This is a genomic window from Leclercia sp. J807 (assembly GCF_009734465.1).
In the GTDB taxonomy this organism is placed as follows: Bacteria; Pseudomonadota; Gammaproteobacteria; order Enterobacterales; family Enterobacteriaceae; genus Enterobacter.
Genome location: NZ_CP046446.1, coordinates 737672 through 754933, shown reverse-complemented (window position 1 = coordinate 754933; position 17262 = coordinate 737672). Strand labels below are relative to the sequence as shown.

Here is a 17262-nt window from a genome sequence, read left to right as displayed (position 1 = left end):
AACGCGCCAGCGAGAAGCATTACAGGCTGTTGAAAACGCGGTTTTCCTGCTCCTGAACGCGGATAAAGGTCGTGCGCTTGGTCAGCTCTTTCAGGCGGGATGCCCCCACGTAGGTACATGCTGAACGCAGGCCACCCAGGATATCACGCGCGGTATTCTCAACCGGGCCGCGCAGAGGCAGCTTAACGGTTTTACCTTCCGCGGCACGATACTGCGCAACACCACCTACGTGGCGGTTCATGGCCGATTCTGAGCTCATGCCGTAGAACAGCATGAACTTTTCACCGTTTTCTTCAACAACGGTACCGCCGCTCTCGTCGTGGCCCGCCAGCATACCGCCCAGCATCACGAAGTCTGCGCCGCCGCCGAATGCTTTTGCCACGTCGCCCGGCATGGTGCATCCACCGTCACTGATGATCTGGCCACCCAGACCGTGGGCTGCGTCAGCACACTCGATGACTGCTGACAGCTGCGGATAGCCAACGCCGGTTTTCACACGGGTTGTGCAGACAGAACCGGGGCCAATGCCCACTTTCACGATATCTGCCCCGGAGAGGATCAGCTCTTCACACATTTCACCGGTAACCACGTTACCCGCGATAATGGTTTTGGTCGGCCAGGCCTGGCGCGCCTTGCTGACGAACTGAACGAAGTGCTCAGAATAGCCATTCGCAACATCAATACAGACGAAGTTCAGGTTTGGGTTAGCAATCAGGATCTGTTTCGTTTTTTCGAAATCGGCATCAGAGGTGCCGGTAGATACCATCACATGCTTCAGCACGTTTTCAGATACGGAGCCTGCAAACGCATTCCACTCTTCCACGCTGTAGTGCTTGTGTACAGCGGTCAGAATATCGAAGGAAGCCAGCGCTTTTGCCATCGCAAACGTCCCAACGGTATCCATGTTAGCGGCGATAACGGGTACGCCAGACCAGGTCTGACCGGAATGCTTAAAGGTGAATTGACGTTCAAGTTCAACGTCGGAGCGACTTTTCAGAGTAGAACGTTTAGGGCGGATAAGAACGTCTTTGAAACCTAACTTCAAATCTTCTTCGATACGCATTTGCGGATTCCTGGGGTACTGGGGTAAATGTCGAAAAACGTAACACACAACTCCAGTGACGCTATCATACGCACTAATACCTGTTGCGCAAGACTGCGAAAATCACTTTTTTTACGCTACAATCCTATAAATTTACCTGGTAAAAAGTACGTAAGCAGAGCTTACTCTTTGCTGATAAAAGATTAAATCTTAAGCAATTGATATCAATAATGAATATTTCCCAGGATTTTATTTAATGGGGTACATCGTTGCATTAACGGGAGGCATTGGCAGTGGCAAAAGCACTGTGGCTGAAGCCTTCTCTCGTCTGGGTATCACGATAATTGATGCCGACATTCTTGCCCGCCAGGTGGTAGAGCCAGGTACACCCGCACTACGCGCTATTGCAGACCATTTTGGCAGCGACATTATCGAGCCTGACGGCACCCTTAATCGTCGAATGCTGCGCGAACGCATTTTCACGCATCCTGAAGAGAAAGCCTGGCTTAACGCCCTGCTTCATCCGCTTATCCAGCAGGAGACGCAGAAACAGATAGCACGCGCCACTTCCCCCTACGTGCTCTGGGTTGTCCCGCTTCTTGTGGAAAATAATCTCCATGACAAAGCGGATCGGGTACTGGTTGTTGACGTCTCTCCGGCAACACAAATTCAGCGCACCATCGCCCGTGATAACGTCGGGCGTGAACATGCGGAAAAAATTCTTGCCGCGCAGGCCACGCGTGAAGCGCGCCTGGCCGTCGCGGATGATGTGATTGATAATAACGGCTCACCGGATGCCATTGCATCGGATGTGGCTCGCCTGCATCAGCAATATCTGGCGCAGGCCGTTTTACAGGAAAAAGCCTAATGCACACCCATGTTCTTTTCGAGCATCCCCTCAACGAAAAAATGCGCACCTGGTTGCGTATCGAATTTTTGATCCAGCAGCTTTCTGGCCTGCTTCCGATTCATGACCACACCTCGGCACTGCACTTTTTCCGCAACGTGAGCGATCTGCTGGACGTGTTAGAGCGTGGCGAAGTCCGCACAGAATTGCTGAAAGAGCTGGAACGTCAGCAGCGTAAACTGCAGGCCTGGGCGGAAGTGCCGGGGGTGGATAACAGCCGTATCGACAGCCTGCGCCAGCAGCTGAAAAACAGCAGCGGCATATTAATGGCAGCGCCGCGTATCGGCCAGTTTTTGCGTGAAGACCGCCTGGTCGCACTGGTGCGTCAGCGTCTGAGCATTCCCGGCGGCTGCTGCAGTTTCGATTTACCGACCTTGCACATCTGGCTGCATATGCCCCAGGAGCAGCGCGACATCCAGGTGCAAAGCTGGCTGAACAGCCTTGAGCCGTTAAACCAGGCGCTGTCGCTGATCCTGGATTTGATCCGCAATTCAGCGCCATTCCGCAAGCAAACCAGCCTGAATGGTTTTTATCAGGATAACGGGGAAGATGCGGATCTCCTGCGCCTGCAGCTCTCCCTTGCCGATCAGCTTTACCCGCAAATTTCAGGCCATAAGAGCCGCTTTGCGATCCGTTTCATGCCGCTCGACAGTGAACATGGTCTGGTGCCGGAACGCCTCGACTTTGAACTGGCGTGCTGCTAAGGAGTTAAGATGTCTGATGTCACCACCGTGAACTGCCCCACCTGTGGCAAGCCCGTTGTCTGGGGCGAACAGAGTCCGTTCCGCCCTTTTTGCAGCAAGCGCTGCCAGCTAATCGATCTGGGCGAGTGGGCTGCGGAAGAGAAACGTATTCCCAGCTCAGGCGATATGTCTGACAGCGATGACTGGAGCGAAGAGCAGCAGTAACATCACCATGGCCTGCCGGCACCTCGCTCGCAGGCCAGTCAGTCCGCCACTAAACGCGCGATGACAGGCGCATTTGCCGGTGGGAATTTATCGGCATCCAGCGCGTTCAGCGTCACCCAGTTTCCAGGCTGTCCCTCTTTGCCCCAGGGTTCGCCTTCCCAGTTTTCCACCAGCCAGAACCACAGCGTGATATGGCGATCGGGAAAGGTATATTCCAGTTTGTCGAACAGGGTCGCACCGCGCGGCGTGATGCCCACCTCTTCCTGAAGTTCGCGGATCAGCGCCTGTTCGGGGGTCTCGCCGGACTCAATCTTACCGCCAGGAAACTCCCACTTATTCGCCATATGCGCATCGGCCGCACGCTGGGTAATAAAAATTTGGTTATCGGAATTACGAATGATCCCGACAGCGATTTGCAGTATTTTCATTGGCTTACATCCATAAAAAAGGCGCAGATATCTGCGCCTTTTCAGTTGGTTTAATGCTTAGCTCAGACGGCCATGGCACTGTTTGTATTTTTTACCGGAACCGCACGGGCACGGATCGTTACGACCGACCTTACGCTCACCGGACTGCGCGGCAATCGCGGCAGCGGCGGCTTCTTCGTCGTCCTGATGGCTGAGCTGCTGCATCTGAGCCAGACGTTCGGCTTCTTCACGACGCTGCTGTTCCATCTCTTCCACTTCTTCCGGCATGCGCACCTGGACCTTGCTCAGGGTGCTGATCACTTCGTACTTCAGGGATTCAAGCATAGAGGCAAACATGGCAAAGGATTCGCGCTTGTACTCCTGCTTCGGATCTTTTTGCGCATAGCCACGCAGGTGAATACCCTGACGCAGATAATCCATCGCCGCCAGGTGCTCTTTCCACAGGGAGTCCAGGGTTTGCAGCATCACGCCTTTTTCGAAATGACGCATCATCTCGGCGCCAACCACTTCTTCTTTACGCTTATAGACTTCCAGGGCGTTAGCGAAAATACGCTCGCGCAGGGTCTCTTCATGCAGCTCCGGCTCTTTATCCAGCCACTCCTGAATCGGCAGATCCAGGTCGAAGTCGTTTTTCAGACGCGCCTGCAGACCTTCAACATCCCACATCTCTTCCAGAGATTGCGGTGGAATATGGTTATCGATAGTCGCTTTGAAGACATCTTCGCGAATGCTGTTGATGGTTTCACTCACGTCGGAAACGTCCAGCAGTTCGTTACGCTGGGTGTAGATAGCGCGACGCTGGTCGTTGGCCACATCATCGTACTCAAGCAGCTGCTTACGAATATCGAAGTTACGGCTTTCCACTTTACGCTGGGCGTTGGCGATGGCTTTGGTCACCCACGGGTGTTCAATCGCTTCGCCCGGCTTCATACCCAGTTTACGCATCATGCCCGACACACGGTCAGAGGCGAAGATACGCATCAACGCATCTTCCATCGACAGATAGAAGCGTGAAGAACCGGCATCACCCTGACGACCCGCACGGCCACGCAGCTGGTTGTCAATACGACGAGATTCGTGACGCTCAGTACCGATGATGTGCAGACCGCCCGCAGCCAGAACCGCATCGTGACGAACCTGCCAGTCGGCTTTGATCTGCGCAATCTGTTCCGGGGTTGGGTTTTCCAGCGCAGCCACTTCAGCCTGCCAGCTACCGCCCAGCATAATGTCGGTACCACGACCCGCCATGTTGGTGGCGATGGTCACAGCTGCCGGATAGCCCGCCTGGGCAACGATATCGGCCTCTTTAGCGTGGAACTTGGCGTTCAGCACGTTGTGTTTGATACCGGCTTTGGTCAGCTCATTGGAGACCACTTCCGATTTTTCAATGGAGATAGTCCCCACCAGCACCGGCTGGCCTGCAGCGGTGCGATCGCGGATATCTTCAATGATGGCCTGAATTTTTTCCGCTTCGGTCATGTAGACCAGGTCCGGCATATCCTTACGGATCATTGGACGGTTGGTTGGAACGACTACGGTATCCAGCTTATAGATGGAGCTGAATTCAAAGGCTTCGGTATCCGCCGTACCGGTCATCCCTGCCAGCTTCTCGTACAGACGGAAGTAGTTCTGGAAGGTAATGGATGCCAGGGTCTGGTTTTCGTTCTGGATATCGACACCTTCTTTGGCTTCAACGGCCTGATGCAGACCGTCGGACCAGCGGCGACCCTGCATGGTACGACCGGTGTGTTCATCGACGATAATGACTTCGCCATCTTTAACGATGTAGTCCACGTCACGGGTAAAGAGCACGTGCGCACGCAGCGCCGCGGTCACGTGGTGCATCAGCATGATGTTGCCTGGGGAGTAGAGTGACTCGCCCTCTTCCATAATGCCCTGGGCAACCAGCAACTCTTCGATCTGCACCAGACCGCGCTCGGTCAGGTTCACCTGACGGGCTTTTTCGTCAACGGAGAAGTGACCTTCACCCTGGAAGGTGTCGGAGTCCTCTTTCTCCTGACGGATCAGGTGCGGAATGATTTTATCGACTTTACGATACATCTCGGAGCTGTCTTCAGCCGGGCCAGAGATGATCAGCGGCGTACGCGCTTCGTCGATCAGAATGGAGTCCACCTCATCCACCAGCGCATAGTGCAGCTTACGCTGGACGCGCTCTTCCGGGCTGAAGGCCATGTTGTCACGCAGGTAGTCAAAGCCGTATTCGTTGTTGGTACCGTAGGTGATGTCGGCGTTATAGGCTTCGCGTTTCGCAGGCGCCGGCAAACCAGACATGTTGATCCCGACGGTCATACCGAGGAATTCGAACAGTGGACGGTTGTTTTCGGCGTCACGCTGCGCCAGATAGTCGTTGACGGTCACCACGTGCACGCCTTTACCCGACAGGGCGTTGACGTAGGCAGGCAGTGTCGCGGTCAGGGTTTTACCTTCACCGGTACGCATCTCGGCGATGCAGCGGTCGTTCAGCACCATCCCGCCCAGCAGCTGCACGTCGAAATGACGCATGCCAAACACGCGCTTACTCGCTTCACGCACAACGGCGAACGCTTCCGGGATCAGGCTTTCAACGGTTTCACCTTTTGCAAGGCGGGCACGGAATTCAGCGGTTTTGGCTTTCAGCTCTTCATCAGAGAGTTTTTCCATCGCTGGCTCAAGGCCATTGATAACACCGACGGCTTTGCGCATGCGGCGCAGGGTACGATCGTTACGACTACCGAAAACTTTAGTTAGTAATTTGATTAACATAATAAATTCTCAAACACCCCATGATGGGCAGTTAAATTAAGATAGTGAACAAGGGTTAATTTAGCTGAGGCGTTGAGGTCCGGCGCGGATGCCCTGCACCTGGCTAATCCAGGCGGAGACGGAGAAAGCGGTCTGTGGATAAAATGCGGCAAGCGCGACCTGACGGACAATAACCGGCGGCTTGCTTTGCTGCGTAAGCAGCGTTGTGAGTGTATCGAGCAGCGCCAGATGATGCGCCTGTACCGGGAGAGGCTCATCAACTACGGGTAACGCCTGTGGCGCCATGGCAAAGGAGAGATGCCGGATGACGGTACGAATCGCATGCTGATGCCAGTAATCTACCGTGAAGTTGGGTCGGCGGTTCGCTTCCAGCAGGGCGAGATTCGTGAAATTGACCCGCGAGCTCAGATCGTGGCGGGTGGTAGTGGTCTTTGCCGGATTTGCGGTTTCGGTGTTACTGCTGAGCGCGGGCAGGCCAAGACTCGCCGCGACCATCCCCAGAAGGAGATGCGGCCAGAAGTAACGTCTGCCAAATTGTCGCCAGCGCGTCAGAATTCCGCTCAATTGCCCCACCACAAGTAAATGAACCTTCGGCTCACCGTATGATTTTTATATTTTCGCGCAAAGATAGTAACACTAAAGCCGGGTTGCAGCAGCAGTATTGCGCCACAGAGGAGGTTAAAAATGGTGATGAAATCAGCAAACGCGCCATTGACTACAGCGATACGGGGAAGATAAAAACAAAAACGACTGGTCTCCCTGGCCGGAGAGAGTGCCAGGTCAACCAGTCGAATTTACATAACGGAATTTACCGTTACGCCAGAACCGTGCTCGGTGCTTTGAATGCCAATGGCAGTTCAGCTTCGTCTTCGAAGGTCACATATTCCCAGGCTTCCTGTTTTGCCAGAACAGCCTGCAACAATTTGTTGTTCAGCGCGTGACCGGATTTATACGCGGTAAACGCACCAATGATGTTGTGACCACACATGAACAGGTCGCCGATTGCATCCAGCATTTTGTGACGAACGAATTCGTCTTCAAAACGCAGGCCGTCTTCGTTCAGTACGCGATAATCGTCAACAACGATGGCACAATCGAAGCTGCCGCCCAGGCACAGGCCGCGGGACTGCAGATATTCGATATCACGCATGAAACCAAACGTACGCGCTCGACTGATCTGACGCATAAACGCATCAGCAGAGAAGTTCATCGCATAGCGCTGGGTGCTGGAATCAATCGCCGGATGGTTGAAGTCGATGGTGAAATCCAACGAAAAACCATTAAACGGCTTGAATTCAGCCCATTTGTCGCCATCCTGGACACGAACGGTCTCTTTGATACGTACGAATTTCTTCGCACTGTTCAATTCTTCGATGCCGGCGTCCAACAACAGGTAGACGAACGGTGCAGCACTGCCATCCATAATCGGGATTTCCGGCGCATCGACTTCAACAATAATGTTGTCGATACCCAGACCCGCCAGGGCGGCATTCAGGTGCTCTACGGTAGAGATCCGCACGTCATGCTCATTCACCAGGCAAGTACAGAGCATGGTATCACGCACAGATTTGGCATCAGCCGGGAAATCTACCGGTGGATTCAAGTCGGTGCGACGATAGATGACCCCGGTATTGGCCGGCGCAGGGCGCAACGTCAGGGTGACTTTCTTGCCGGTATGTAAACCGACACCTGTCGCCTGAACGATACGTTTTAATGTCCTTTGTTTGATCATCGTATAATCTCGCCAAGTTACTTATCCAACCGAGAGTGTACATCACTATCGGGCGGCCAGTTTAGCACAAAGAGCGTAAATTCCCTAATTCCAGCTAATTCTTAATCAGCTTGTTTACGCAGGAATGCTGGAATGTCCAGATAATCCGGCTCTTTCTGCGTTTGTGGCGTATTGTCATTCACCACCTTAGCGGCAGGTTTCTGCTCCTGGGTCAATGGTGCCATGCCGTGCGGCTGGTAGCGATCCATCACCGGCTGCTGTGCAGTTTTGTTGGTCACCAGAGTGATCTCAGGACGTTTGTCCATGCCGATACCGGTCGCAACAACCGTTACGCGCAGCTCATCGTTCATTTCCGGATCAAGGGAAGTACCGATTACCACGGTTGCGTTGTCAGACGCGAACGCACGGATGGTGTTACCCACGGTTTCGAACTCATCCAGACGCAGGTCGAAGCCCGCAGTGATGTTAACCAGCACGCCGCGCGCGCCAGAGAGATCGATATCTTCCAGCAGCGGAGAAGAGATCGCCATTTCAGCGGCTTCTTCTGCACGGTCTTCACCTTTCGCCACGCCGGAGCCCATCATCGCGTAGCCCATTTCGGACATCACGGTGCGCACGTCAGCAAAGTCGACGTTCATCAGGCCTGGACGGGTGATCAGCTCGGCAATACCCTGGACTGCGCCTTTCAGGACATCGTTCGCCGCGCCAAAAGCGTCCAGCAGAGAGATGCCACGACCCAGCACTTTCAGCAGTTTGTCGTTTGGAATAGTGATCAGCGAGTCCACATGCTTGGACAGCTCGGTGATACCCTGCTCTGCAAACGCCATACGCTTCTTGCCTTCAAAGTTAAAAGGCTTGGTCACAACGGCAACAGTCAGGATACCTAAATCTTTAGCCACTTCCGCAACAACTGGCGCAGCACCGGTTCCGGTACCACCGCCCATGCCTGCGGCAATAAACACCATGTCTGCACCATCCAGTGCCGCACGCAGTGCTTCACGATCTTCTTCTGCAGCGTTACGGCCGACTTCCGGGTTTGCCCCAGCGCCCAGCCCTTTGGTGATGCCGCCGCCGATCTGAATTGTCTGGCCAACAGCCGTTTTACGCAGTGCCTGCGCATCGGTGTTCACCGCGAAGAATTCAACACCTTCGATGCGCTCGCGCACCATGTGCTCTACAGCATTACCGCCGCCACCACCGACGCCGATGACTTTAATCACCGCGTCGTTGGTCAGTTCCATAGGTTCAAACATAGTTTCTCTCCGTTTTGTGCCTGTCGCCTGAAACCGTTAATTCTCTCCGGTCTCTTACAAAAATTAAAACTCTTTTCGCAGCCAGGTGTTGATTCGTTTAAACCACGAACCCACCGACGTGCGTTTTTCTACTTCTGCTTCGCCACTAAGATGGGTTTCCTTCCCGTAATGAAGCAAGCCCACTGCCGTTGAGTAATACGGCTCCTGAGCATAATCCGTCAGACCGGTGATGTTCAGCGGTGCCCCAATGCGCACCTGCGTATGGAACACGCGCTGAGCGCAAGCCGCAAGACCTTCAATTTGCGCCGCGCCGCCGGTTAATACAATCCCCGCCGCAAGATGATGTTTAACCCCCTGCTGGCGAAGCTGTTCCTGTAATTGCAAAATCTCTTCGTTCACGAGGTTGAGCAGCTCGGTATAACGCGGCTCAATGACCTCGGCCAACGTCTGGCGCTGCAGGCTGCGCGGCGGACGACCACCGACGCTCGGCACTTCGACGCTCTCATCTTTGCCAACGATAGAGCCCAGCGCACACCCGTGGCGCACTTTAATCGCCTCAGCATCGCTCGGTGGCGTACCAAAGGCATACGCGATATCGCTGGTGACCACATTCCCTGCATAAGGGATAACTTTAGTGTGGCGCAGCGCACCGCCGGTATAGACGGCCATGTCCATAGTACCACCGCCGATATCGACGACACAGACGCCCAGCTCACGTTCGTCTTCGGTCAGCACCGAATAACTTGCCGCCAGACCGGCGAAAATAAGTTGGTCAACTTTCAGGCCACAACGTTCCACGGCTTTAACAATGTTCTTCGCCATATCGTTGTGACATGTGATCAAGTGCACTTTTGCCTGCATACGCACGCCTGAAAGTCCTACCGGATTTTTAATGCCTTCCTGATAGTCGATGGCGTATTCCTGCGGGATCACATGCAGTACGCGATGCTCATCGCGGACACGCACCGACTTCGCAGTATGCACTACGTTCTCGACGTCTTCCTGCGAGACTTCTTCTTCTGAGATCGGCACCATACCGATCTCGTTCTGGCAGCTGATATGTTTGCCAGAGAGTGCCAGATACACGGAGGAAATCTGGCAATCTGCCATCAGTTCGGCCTGATCGATAGCGCGCTGTACGCATTTCACCACCGACTCGAGGTCGTTTACCCCACCTTTATCCATACCACGGGAGGGGCAGCTGCCCACGCCAATGATATTGACCATACCGTCGGGCAGAACTTCCCCTACTAAAGCAGCAACCTTCGCAGTGCCAATCTCCAGTCCTACTACCAGTTTTCTGTCCGTCGCCTTGATCATTGTTATTCTGCCTGTACCTGAGCCTGATTCTGTTGCTGATTAGGTTCCTCAACCGGGGCCGGGGTCCACCCGACCGATGCGCCTGAGTCATAGCGCAAATCAACGTAGCTAATCCTTTTGCCTTCAGCCTGCGCCTGCTGCTGCAGAACGGGATAGAGTTCTACAAAACGTTCCAGACGCTTCATCGTGTCACCCCGCCCCAGGTTCAGCTTAATATCGTTCGTCAGCGTCAACTGCCAGGAACGACGCGCTGTCATTGCAGCCTGTTTCAGGGTAAAACGATCCTTAGCCAGCACTTTCCCCATGCTACGAAAACCTTCCAGCACTTCATTTTCGCTGCCTTCCGGCCCATACAACATAGGTAAATTTTGCTTGCTGACACGATCGGCCGGGACGCTGAAAGAAACTCCCTCTACGTCAACCATATGCTGATCATTCCAACGCGCAATGGGTACATATTCAACCAGATGAATCTTCAATTCATCAGGCCATTGCTTTCTGACGCTTGCCTGTTTAATCCATGGCAGGCGCTCAATCTGACTCTGAATAATGTTTACATCCTGCGTCATGAAGGTGCCGGGCGATCCTAATGCCAGGATCGACTGACGAATATCATCATTACGCGTGTAGTGACGGTCACCCGTTACTACCAGTTTCGACAGAGGCAGACGTTGTGCATCCTCCATCCAGCCGAGCACCATCCAGCCGCTAACAAACACAGTACACAGCACGGCGAGCAGGAAGGTGATCCCTGCAAGACGCGTTCCATTACTCCGCCGGGAAGTATATTCTTCTTCCTCGTCGCGGTTTCGCGTGTTCAGCGCAGCCTGAGACATATCAGCCCGCCTGATCCAGAATGCGAACCACCAGCTGCGAGAAGCTCATTCCCGCCTGGCGAGCCGCCATCGGCACCAGACTGTGGCTTGTCATACCCGGTGAGGTATTGGCTTCCAGCAGATAAAACTGCCCGTCGCTATCCTGCATCACGTCAATTCGTCCCCAGCCACGACAGCCAAGTACATGCCAGGCTTTCAGCACCAGAGCATTTAAAATGGCTTCACGCTCCGCTTCCAGACCACTTGGGCAGAAATATTGCGTCTCATCAGAGAGATACTTCGCCTCATAATCATAGAAGGTTCCGGCAGGTTGGATACGAATTGACGGTAAAATTTCTTCACCAAGCATCGCAACGGTAAATTCCGGTCCGCTTAGCCATTTTTCCACCAGAACTTCTTCATCATGTTGAAATGCCAGCGCTAATGCAGATGATATATCGTCAGCTTTGTCTACTTTAGACATTCCTACGCTTGAGCCTTCACGGCTGGGCTTAACGATCACCGGTAAACCCAAGGCAGCAATACGCTCGCTCACGCTTTCGGCAAGGCCCTGCTCAAATTCACGACGGGTCAATGCCACCCACGGCGCAACCGGTAAGCCAGCGCCCTGCCAGAGCAGTTTGCTGCGCAGTTTGTCCATAGAGATGGCCGACGCCATCACGCCGCTGCCGGTATAAGGCAGGCCGATGATATCCAGCAAGCCCTGCAACGTGCCATCTTCCCCGCCGCGACCGTGCAGCGCGATAAACACTTTGTCAAAACCCATCTCTTTCAGGCGCGTCACGTCAGTCTCTTTCGGATCGACCAGGTGCGCATCAACGTCACCTTCCCGCAGCCCTGCCAGCACCGCGGCACCAGAATTCAGGGAGACCTCGCGCTCAGCCGAGGTGCCGCCAGCGAGGACCGCAATCTTATCAGCCATGGCGCTCTTCCTCCGAAATTTGCGGCTTAAGTTTGATTTCGGCCAGTGTACGGGCGATTTTGCCGATATTTCCTGCCCCCTGCACCAGAATCAAATCATTGCCGGTCAATACCGGGGCAAGCATGGCTGCCGCCTGGGCATGATCGGAGACCAGAATCGGGTCGACCTTGCCGCGCCCACGAATGGTACGGCACAGCGAACGGCTGTCGGCACCCGGAATGGCCGTCTCACCCGCTGAGTACACTTCCAGCATCAGCAACGTATCAACCTGTGAGAGCACATTAGCGAAATCGTCGTATAAGTCACGGGTACGGGTGTAACGGTGTGGCTGGAACAGCATAACCAGATTTTTGTCCGGCCAGCCCGCGCGCGCCGCTTTGATCGTGGCATCCACTTCTGTCGGGTGGTGTCCGTAGTCATCCACCAGCATTGCGGTGCCGCTTTTGCCGTTAACCCCATCCAGCGGAAACTCGCCGAGGAAATCAAAACGGCGCCCGGTTCCCTGGAAGCTTTCCAGCGCCCGCAGAATCGCCTCGTCGTCAATGCCTTCCTCTGTGGCGACCGCAACGGCTGCCGCAGCGTTAAGGGCGTTATGGCGCCCTGGCGCGTTAAGCGTCACCTGCAGCAGCTCTTTATCCTGACGCGCCAGGGTGAAATGCCCCTGCGCACCAATCTGTTTGAAACTCTCTATGCGGACATCAGCATCTTCGCTGAAACCGTATGTGGTGATCTGACGTCCGACACGCGGAAGCAGCTCGCGGATCACCGGATCATCAACGCACATGACCGCACGTCCATAAAACGGCAGGTTGTGCAAAAAGTTTATAAAGGTTTGCTTTAAATTTTCGAAGTCGCCCTGGTAGGTATCCATATGGTCGGCTTCGATGTTGGTCACAATCGCCACCATCGGCTGCAAATGCAGGAACGAGGCGTCGCTCTCATCCGCTTCCGCGATGAGATAACGGCTGTGCCCCAAGCGAGCATGTACGCCCGCCGCTTTGACCAGGCCGCCGTTAACGAAGGTCGGATCGAGACCCGCTTCGGCATAAATACTGGAGACCATCGCCGTAGTGGTGGTTTTACCGTGCGTACCGGCAATGGCGATGCCGTGACGAAAACGCATCAGCTCGGCCAGCATTTCCGCGCGGCGGATCACCGGGATACGCGCTTCATGTGCGGCAACGATTTCCGGGTTATCGGCGGGAATGGCGCTGGAGACCACGACCACGCTCGCATCAAGCACGTTTTCCGGGCGGTGATTAAAATAGATGGTCGCACCCAGCGACGCCAACTGTTGCGTAACAGGGTTCGGCGCCAGATCGGACCCGCTGATCTGGTAGCCTTCATTTGCCAGCACCTCGGCAATACCGCCCATACCGGCGCCGCCGATGCCAACAAAGTGAATGTGCCGGACGCGACGCATCTCGGGCACGATTGAACGCAGTTTCGCCAGTTGTTGTGTATTCATTCTCTAAACGCCATCGACTACTTCAAAAAAATCGTGCAGCGCAACACGCGCTGCGAGGGTTACGCCTGGGCTGCCAGGCTCACTTCTTTCGCCACCCGCTCCGTTGCATCCGGGATCGCGGCGGCACGTGCGTGCTGCGCCATCGCCAGTAATGTCTCCCGGTCCCAGCCCGCCAGGGTGGTGGCGACCGCGTCGGCGGTAAACTGCGGCTGTTCAAAAATTTTCGCGGCGCCGGCTTTCTCAAGCGGCAGCGCATTCCAGTACTGCTGACGGTCTTTGTGCTGGAACGGCACAAACAGCGCCGGCAGACCAGCGGCGGCGATCTCGCTCACCGTCAGCGCGCCGGAGCGGCAGACCACGACATCGGCCCAGGCATATGCCGCCGCCATGTCGTCGATAAATTCAGTCACTTTATGCTGCGGCTGTCCGGCTTCGGCATAGGCTTGCTCTACCGTTTGCTGCGCGCCTTTTCCGCTTTGATGCCAGATGGTCACAGCGCTGCCGAGCTTCGCCGCCACCTGCGGCAGCGTCTGGTTCAGCACCCGCGCGCCCTGAGAGCCGCCCACAACCAGCACCCGCACCGGCCCTTCACGGCCAACGAGTCGCTCCTGCGGCAACGGCAGGGCCAGCACGTCAACACGCACCGGGTTGCCTACCACGTCGGCTTTCGGGAATGCCCCTGGAAAAGCCTGCATCACTTTGCTGGCAATTTTCGCCAGCCATTTATTGGTGAGGCCCGCGATACCGTTCTGCTCGTGGAGCACAACCGGAATACCCAGCGACCACGCCGCCAGTCCGCCAGGACCGGAGACATAACCGCCCATCCCCAGCACTACGTCCGGCTTAAAACGCTTCATGATCGCCCGCGCCTGACGCCAGGCGTTGAAAATACGCACAGGCGCCAGCAGCAACGCTTTGATCCCCTTGCCGCGCAGCCCGGAGATACGAATAAAGTCGATCTCAATCCCGTGCTTCGGCACCAGATCGGCCTCCATGCGGTCGGCGGTTCCCAGCCAGCGTACCTGCCAGCCCTGATCCATTAAATGGTGCGCAACCGCGAGCCCGGGGAACACATGTCCGCCAGTACCGCCCGCCATCACCATTAACCGCTTCGGTTGATTCATCGTGAACCTCGTGTAAACGCCTGGGCATTTTCCAGACGCGTTTCATAATCTATGCGTAACAAGAACATAATGGCGGTCGACATGATCAACAGACTCGAACCACCATAACTGATTAACGGCAATGTCAGACCTTTGGTTGGCAGCATACCTGCTGCAGCACCTACGTTAACCAACGCCTGGAAGCTAAACCAGATCCCGATTGAGCAGGCTAAAAAGCCTGAAAAACGGTGATCGATAACCAGCGCTTTTCGGCCAATCGACATCGCACGGAAAGCGACGAAGAATACCATTAATAGCGCCAATACCACACCGATATAACCCAGTTCTTCCCCAATAATGGAGAAGATGAAGTCGGTATGCGCCTCGGGTAAATATTCCAGTTTCTGGACCGAGTTCCCCAGCCCCTGGCCCCACATTTCACCGCGGCCAAAGGCCATCAACGACTGGGTCAGCTGATAACCGCTGCCGAACGGATCTTCCCAGGGATTCCAGAAAGAGGTCACGCGGCGGATACGATACGGCTCGGCGAGGATCAGCAGCACGACCGCGGAGATCCCCATCCCGATGATGGCGATGAACTGCCAGAGTTTCGCCCCCGCCAGGAACAGCATCGCCAGCGTGGTGACGAACAGTACCACCACGGTCCCGAGGTCCGGCTGGGCCAGCAGCAGTACCGCCAGCACCAGAATCACGCCCATCGGTTTTAAGAAACCGCGCAGGTTGTTACGCACCTCATCCACTTTACGCACCAGGTAGTTGGCGAGATAGCAGAAGAGCGAGAGCTTAGTAAATTCCGCCGGCTGAATACGCAGCGGGCCAAAAGCAATCCAGCGCGATGCCCCGTTCACCGAGCTCCCGACCACCAGCACAATCAGCAGCATCACGATCGAGGCGATGAGCATGGCGGTACTGTGGCGCTGCCAGAATGCCATCGGCAGGCGTAACGTCACCATCGCCAGACAGAACGCCAGGATGATGTAGAGCCCGTCACGCTTGGCAAACAGGAAAGGATCGTTCGCCAGTCGTTGCCCAACAGGCATCGATGCCGAGGTCACCATAATAAAACCAATCGCCGCCAGCCCCAGCGTGAGCCAGAGCAGCATGCGGTCGTACATCACCAGGCTATCGGAGTCTTTATCCCGGGAGCCCATGACCCAGCCTTTTAATGCCGACGAGATCCAGACCAGGATGCCAAATCCTGGCAGGCGCGGCATTTTTGGGCGAGGGAGAGAGAAACGCATCAGCCTAACTCCTTCGCCAGGCGGGTAAAGAGATCCCCCCGCTGTTCGAAATTCTTAAACTGATCGAGGCTGGCGCAGGCCGGAGAGAGCAGCACCATATCGCCCGGCTTCACGCGAGGGGCAATCAGGCGCATTGCCTGTTCCATGGTTTCGGTCTGCTCGGCAATCTCAGGACGCAGTTCAGCCAGTTCACTGCCGTCACGACCAAAGCAGTAGAGACGGATGTTATCGCCGGAGAGATACTGCTTCAGAGAGGTGAAATCGGCGGATTTACCGTCACCCCCCAGCAGCAGATGCAGAGTGCCGTCGACGTGCAGGCCGTTCAGCGCCGCTTCGGTGCTGCCGACGTTGGTGGCTTTTGAATCATTGATCCAGCGCACGCCGTTATGCTCCAGCGCCAGCTGGAAACGGTGCGCCAGTCCGGTAAAGGTGGTTAACGCCTGCAAGCTGGAGGAACGTGGAAGACCGATGGCATCCGCCAGCGCCAGCGCCGCCAGCGCATTGGTGTAGTTATGCTGACCGGAAAGCTTCATCTCCTTCACGTTCAGCACTTTCTCACCTTTCACCCGCAGCCAGGTTTCACCCAGTTGACGGTTCAGATGATAATCACCCATGGTGATACCAAAGCTGATGCAGCGGTCATCAGCGCCGCGTACTGGCATGGTCAGGGCATCATCGGCGTTAACGACGCAGACTTTCGCATTTTCATAAATACGCAGTTTGGCAGCGCGATACTGCTGCAGACCAAACGGATACCTGTCCATATGATCTTCCGTCACGTTCAGGATCGTGGCCGCGGCCGCATGCAGGCTGGAGGTGGTTTCCAGCTGGAAGCTGGAGAGTTCCAGCACGTACAAGTCACAGCCTTTGTCCAGCAGCATCAGCGCCGGCAAACCAATATTGCCGCCAACGCCGACATTTTTGCCCGCCGCTTTCGCCATCTCCCCCACCAGGGTGGTGACGGTGCTTTTTCCGTTAGAACCGGTAATGGCGATAACTGGCGCCTGCGCTTCGCGGCAGAACAACTCGATATCACCGACAATCTCAACGCCTGCATCGGCCGCGGCGCTCAGTGAAGGGTGCGCCAGCGCCATACCGGGGCTGGCCACAATCAGATCGGCTGCCAGCAGCCAGTCATCATTCAGACCACCAAGGTGGCGTTCAACCTGTTCCGGCAGTTTATCCAGACCAGGCGGAGAGACACGCGTATCCATCACGCGCGGCGTGACGCCCCGCGCGAGGAAAAAGTCCACGCAGGAGAGGCCGGTTAAGCCTAACCCGATGATAACGACTTTTTTACCCTGGTAATCTGCCATGA

16 protein-coding genes are annotated in these 17262 nt (G+C 55.4%); 3 read left to right on the top strand and 13 right to left on the bottom strand.

Annotated features, from left to right (window positions below):
- Nucleotides 1-19 precede the first annotated feature (19 nt).
- Complete coding sequence (locus tag GNG26_RS03510) at nucleotides 20-1063, bottom strand: GMP reductase (protein ID WP_103823258.1); 1044 nt, start codon at nucleotides 1061-1063, stop codon at nucleotides 20-22.
- A 235-nt stretch (nucleotides 1064-1298) separates the two neighbouring features.
- Between GNG26_RS03510 and coaE the strand changes: the two genes are divergently transcribed.
- The 3 genes from coaE to yacG are packed head-to-tail and all read left to right on the top strand — an operon-like array spanning nucleotide 1299 to nucleotide 2857.
- Complete coding sequence (gene coaE, locus GNG26_RS03505) at nucleotides 1299-1910, top strand: dephospho-CoA kinase (protein WP_103823257.1); 612 nt, start codon at nucleotides 1299-1301, stop codon at nucleotides 1908-1910.
- Nucleotides 1910-2653 (top strand): cell division protein ZapD, encoded by a 744-nt coding sequence (gene zapD, locus GNG26_RS03500; RefSeq protein WP_156237819.1) that lies wholly within the window; start codon nucleotides 1910-1912, stop codon nucleotides 2651-2653. Before coaE ends, zapD begins: the two co-directional genes overlap by 1 nt.
- Before the next feature lie 9 nt (nucleotides 2654-2662).
- Entirely contained in the window at nucleotides 2663-2857 is a 195-nt protein-coding gene (yacG, locus tag GNG26_RS03495; protein ID WP_103823255.1) for a DNA gyrase inhibitor YacG, read from the top strand.
- 38 nt (nucleotides 2858-2895) lie between these two features.
- Here yacG and mutT read toward each other — a convergent pair whose 3' ends face one another.
- From mutT to murD, 12 genes are all read right to left on the bottom strand, one after another.
- Nucleotides 2896-3285, bottom strand: a complete 390-nt coding sequence (gene mutT, locus GNG26_RS03490; protein ID WP_103178278.1) for an 8-oxo-dGTP diphosphatase MutT — start codon at nucleotides 3283-3285, stop codon at nucleotides 2896-2898.
- A gap of 57 nt (nucleotides 3286-3342) precedes the next feature.
- The gene (gene secA, locus GNG26_RS03485) at nucleotides 3343-6048 is read right to left on the bottom strand and encodes a preprotein translocase subunit SecA (RefSeq protein WP_103823254.1); all 2706 of its coding nucleotides are present in this window, start codon (nucleotides 6046-6048) and stop codon (nucleotides 3343-3345) included.
- A gap of 60 nt (nucleotides 6049-6108) precedes the next feature.
- On the bottom strand, nucleotides 6109-6612 hold the full coding sequence (secM, locus tag GNG26_RS03480; RefSeq protein ID WP_156237818.1) for a secA translation cis-regulator SecM: 504 nt from the start codon (nucleotides 6610-6612) through the stop codon (nucleotides 6109-6111).
- A 250-nt stretch (nucleotides 6613-6862) separates the two neighbouring features.
- Nucleotides 6863-7780, bottom strand: a complete 918-nt coding sequence (gene lpxC / locus GNG26_RS03475; protein WP_103178276.1) for a UDP-3-O-acyl-N-acetylglucosamine deacetylase — start codon at nucleotides 7778-7780, stop codon at nucleotides 6863-6865.
- A gap of 101 nt (nucleotides 7781-7881) precedes the next feature.
- Entirely contained in the window at nucleotides 7882-9033 is a 1152-nt protein-coding gene (gene ftsZ / locus GNG26_RS03470) for a cell division protein FtsZ (RefSeq protein WP_103178275.1), read from the bottom strand.
- Nucleotides 9034-9096: 63 nt separating this feature from the next.
- Entirely contained in the window at nucleotides 9097-10353 is a 1257-nt protein-coding gene (ftsA, locus tag GNG26_RS03465) for a cell division protein FtsA (protein WP_103178274.1), read from the bottom strand.
- Nucleotides 10354-10355: 2 nt separating this feature from the next.
- Nucleotides 10356-11189, bottom strand: a complete 834-nt coding sequence (gene ftsQ / locus GNG26_RS03460; protein WP_103178273.1) for a cell division protein FtsQ — start codon at nucleotides 11187-11189, stop codon at nucleotides 10356-10358.
- 1 nt (nucleotide 11190) lies between these two features.
- Nucleotides 11191-12111 (bottom strand): D-alanine--D-alanine ligase, encoded by a 921-nt coding sequence (locus GNG26_RS03455; RefSeq protein WP_156237816.1) that lies wholly within the window; start codon nucleotides 12109-12111, stop codon nucleotides 11191-11193.
- The gene (murC, locus tag GNG26_RS03450; protein WP_156237814.1) at nucleotides 12104-13579 is read right to left on the bottom strand and encodes a UDP-N-acetylmuramate--L-alanine ligase; all 1476 of its coding nucleotides are present in this window, start codon (nucleotides 13577-13579) and stop codon (nucleotides 12104-12106) included. The genes GNG26_RS03455 and murC overlap by 8 nt, the downstream gene beginning before the upstream one ends.
- Before the next feature lie 59 nt (nucleotides 13580-13638).
- Nucleotides 13639-14703 carry an undecaprenyldiphospho-muramoylpentapeptide beta-N-acetylglucosaminyltransferase gene (gene murG / locus GNG26_RS03445; protein ID WP_103823248.1) on the bottom strand — a complete coding sequence of 355 codons (1065 nt, stop codon included), beginning with the start codon at nucleotides 14701-14703 and terminating at the stop codon, nucleotides 13639-13641.
- Entirely contained in the window at nucleotides 14700-15944 is a 1245-nt protein-coding gene (gene ftsW / locus GNG26_RS03440) for a cell division protein FtsW (RefSeq protein WP_039030375.1), read from the bottom strand. Before ftsW ends, murG begins: the two co-directional genes overlap by 4 nt.
- Nucleotides 15944-17260 carry a UDP-N-acetylmuramoyl-L-alanine--D-glutamate ligase gene (gene murD, locus GNG26_RS03435; RefSeq protein ID WP_156237812.1) on the bottom strand — a complete coding sequence of 439 codons (1317 nt, stop codon included), beginning with the start codon at nucleotides 17258-17260 and terminating at the stop codon, nucleotides 15944-15946. Before murD ends, ftsW begins: the two co-directional genes overlap by 1 nt.
- Nucleotides 17261-17262 lie beyond the last annotated feature (2 nt).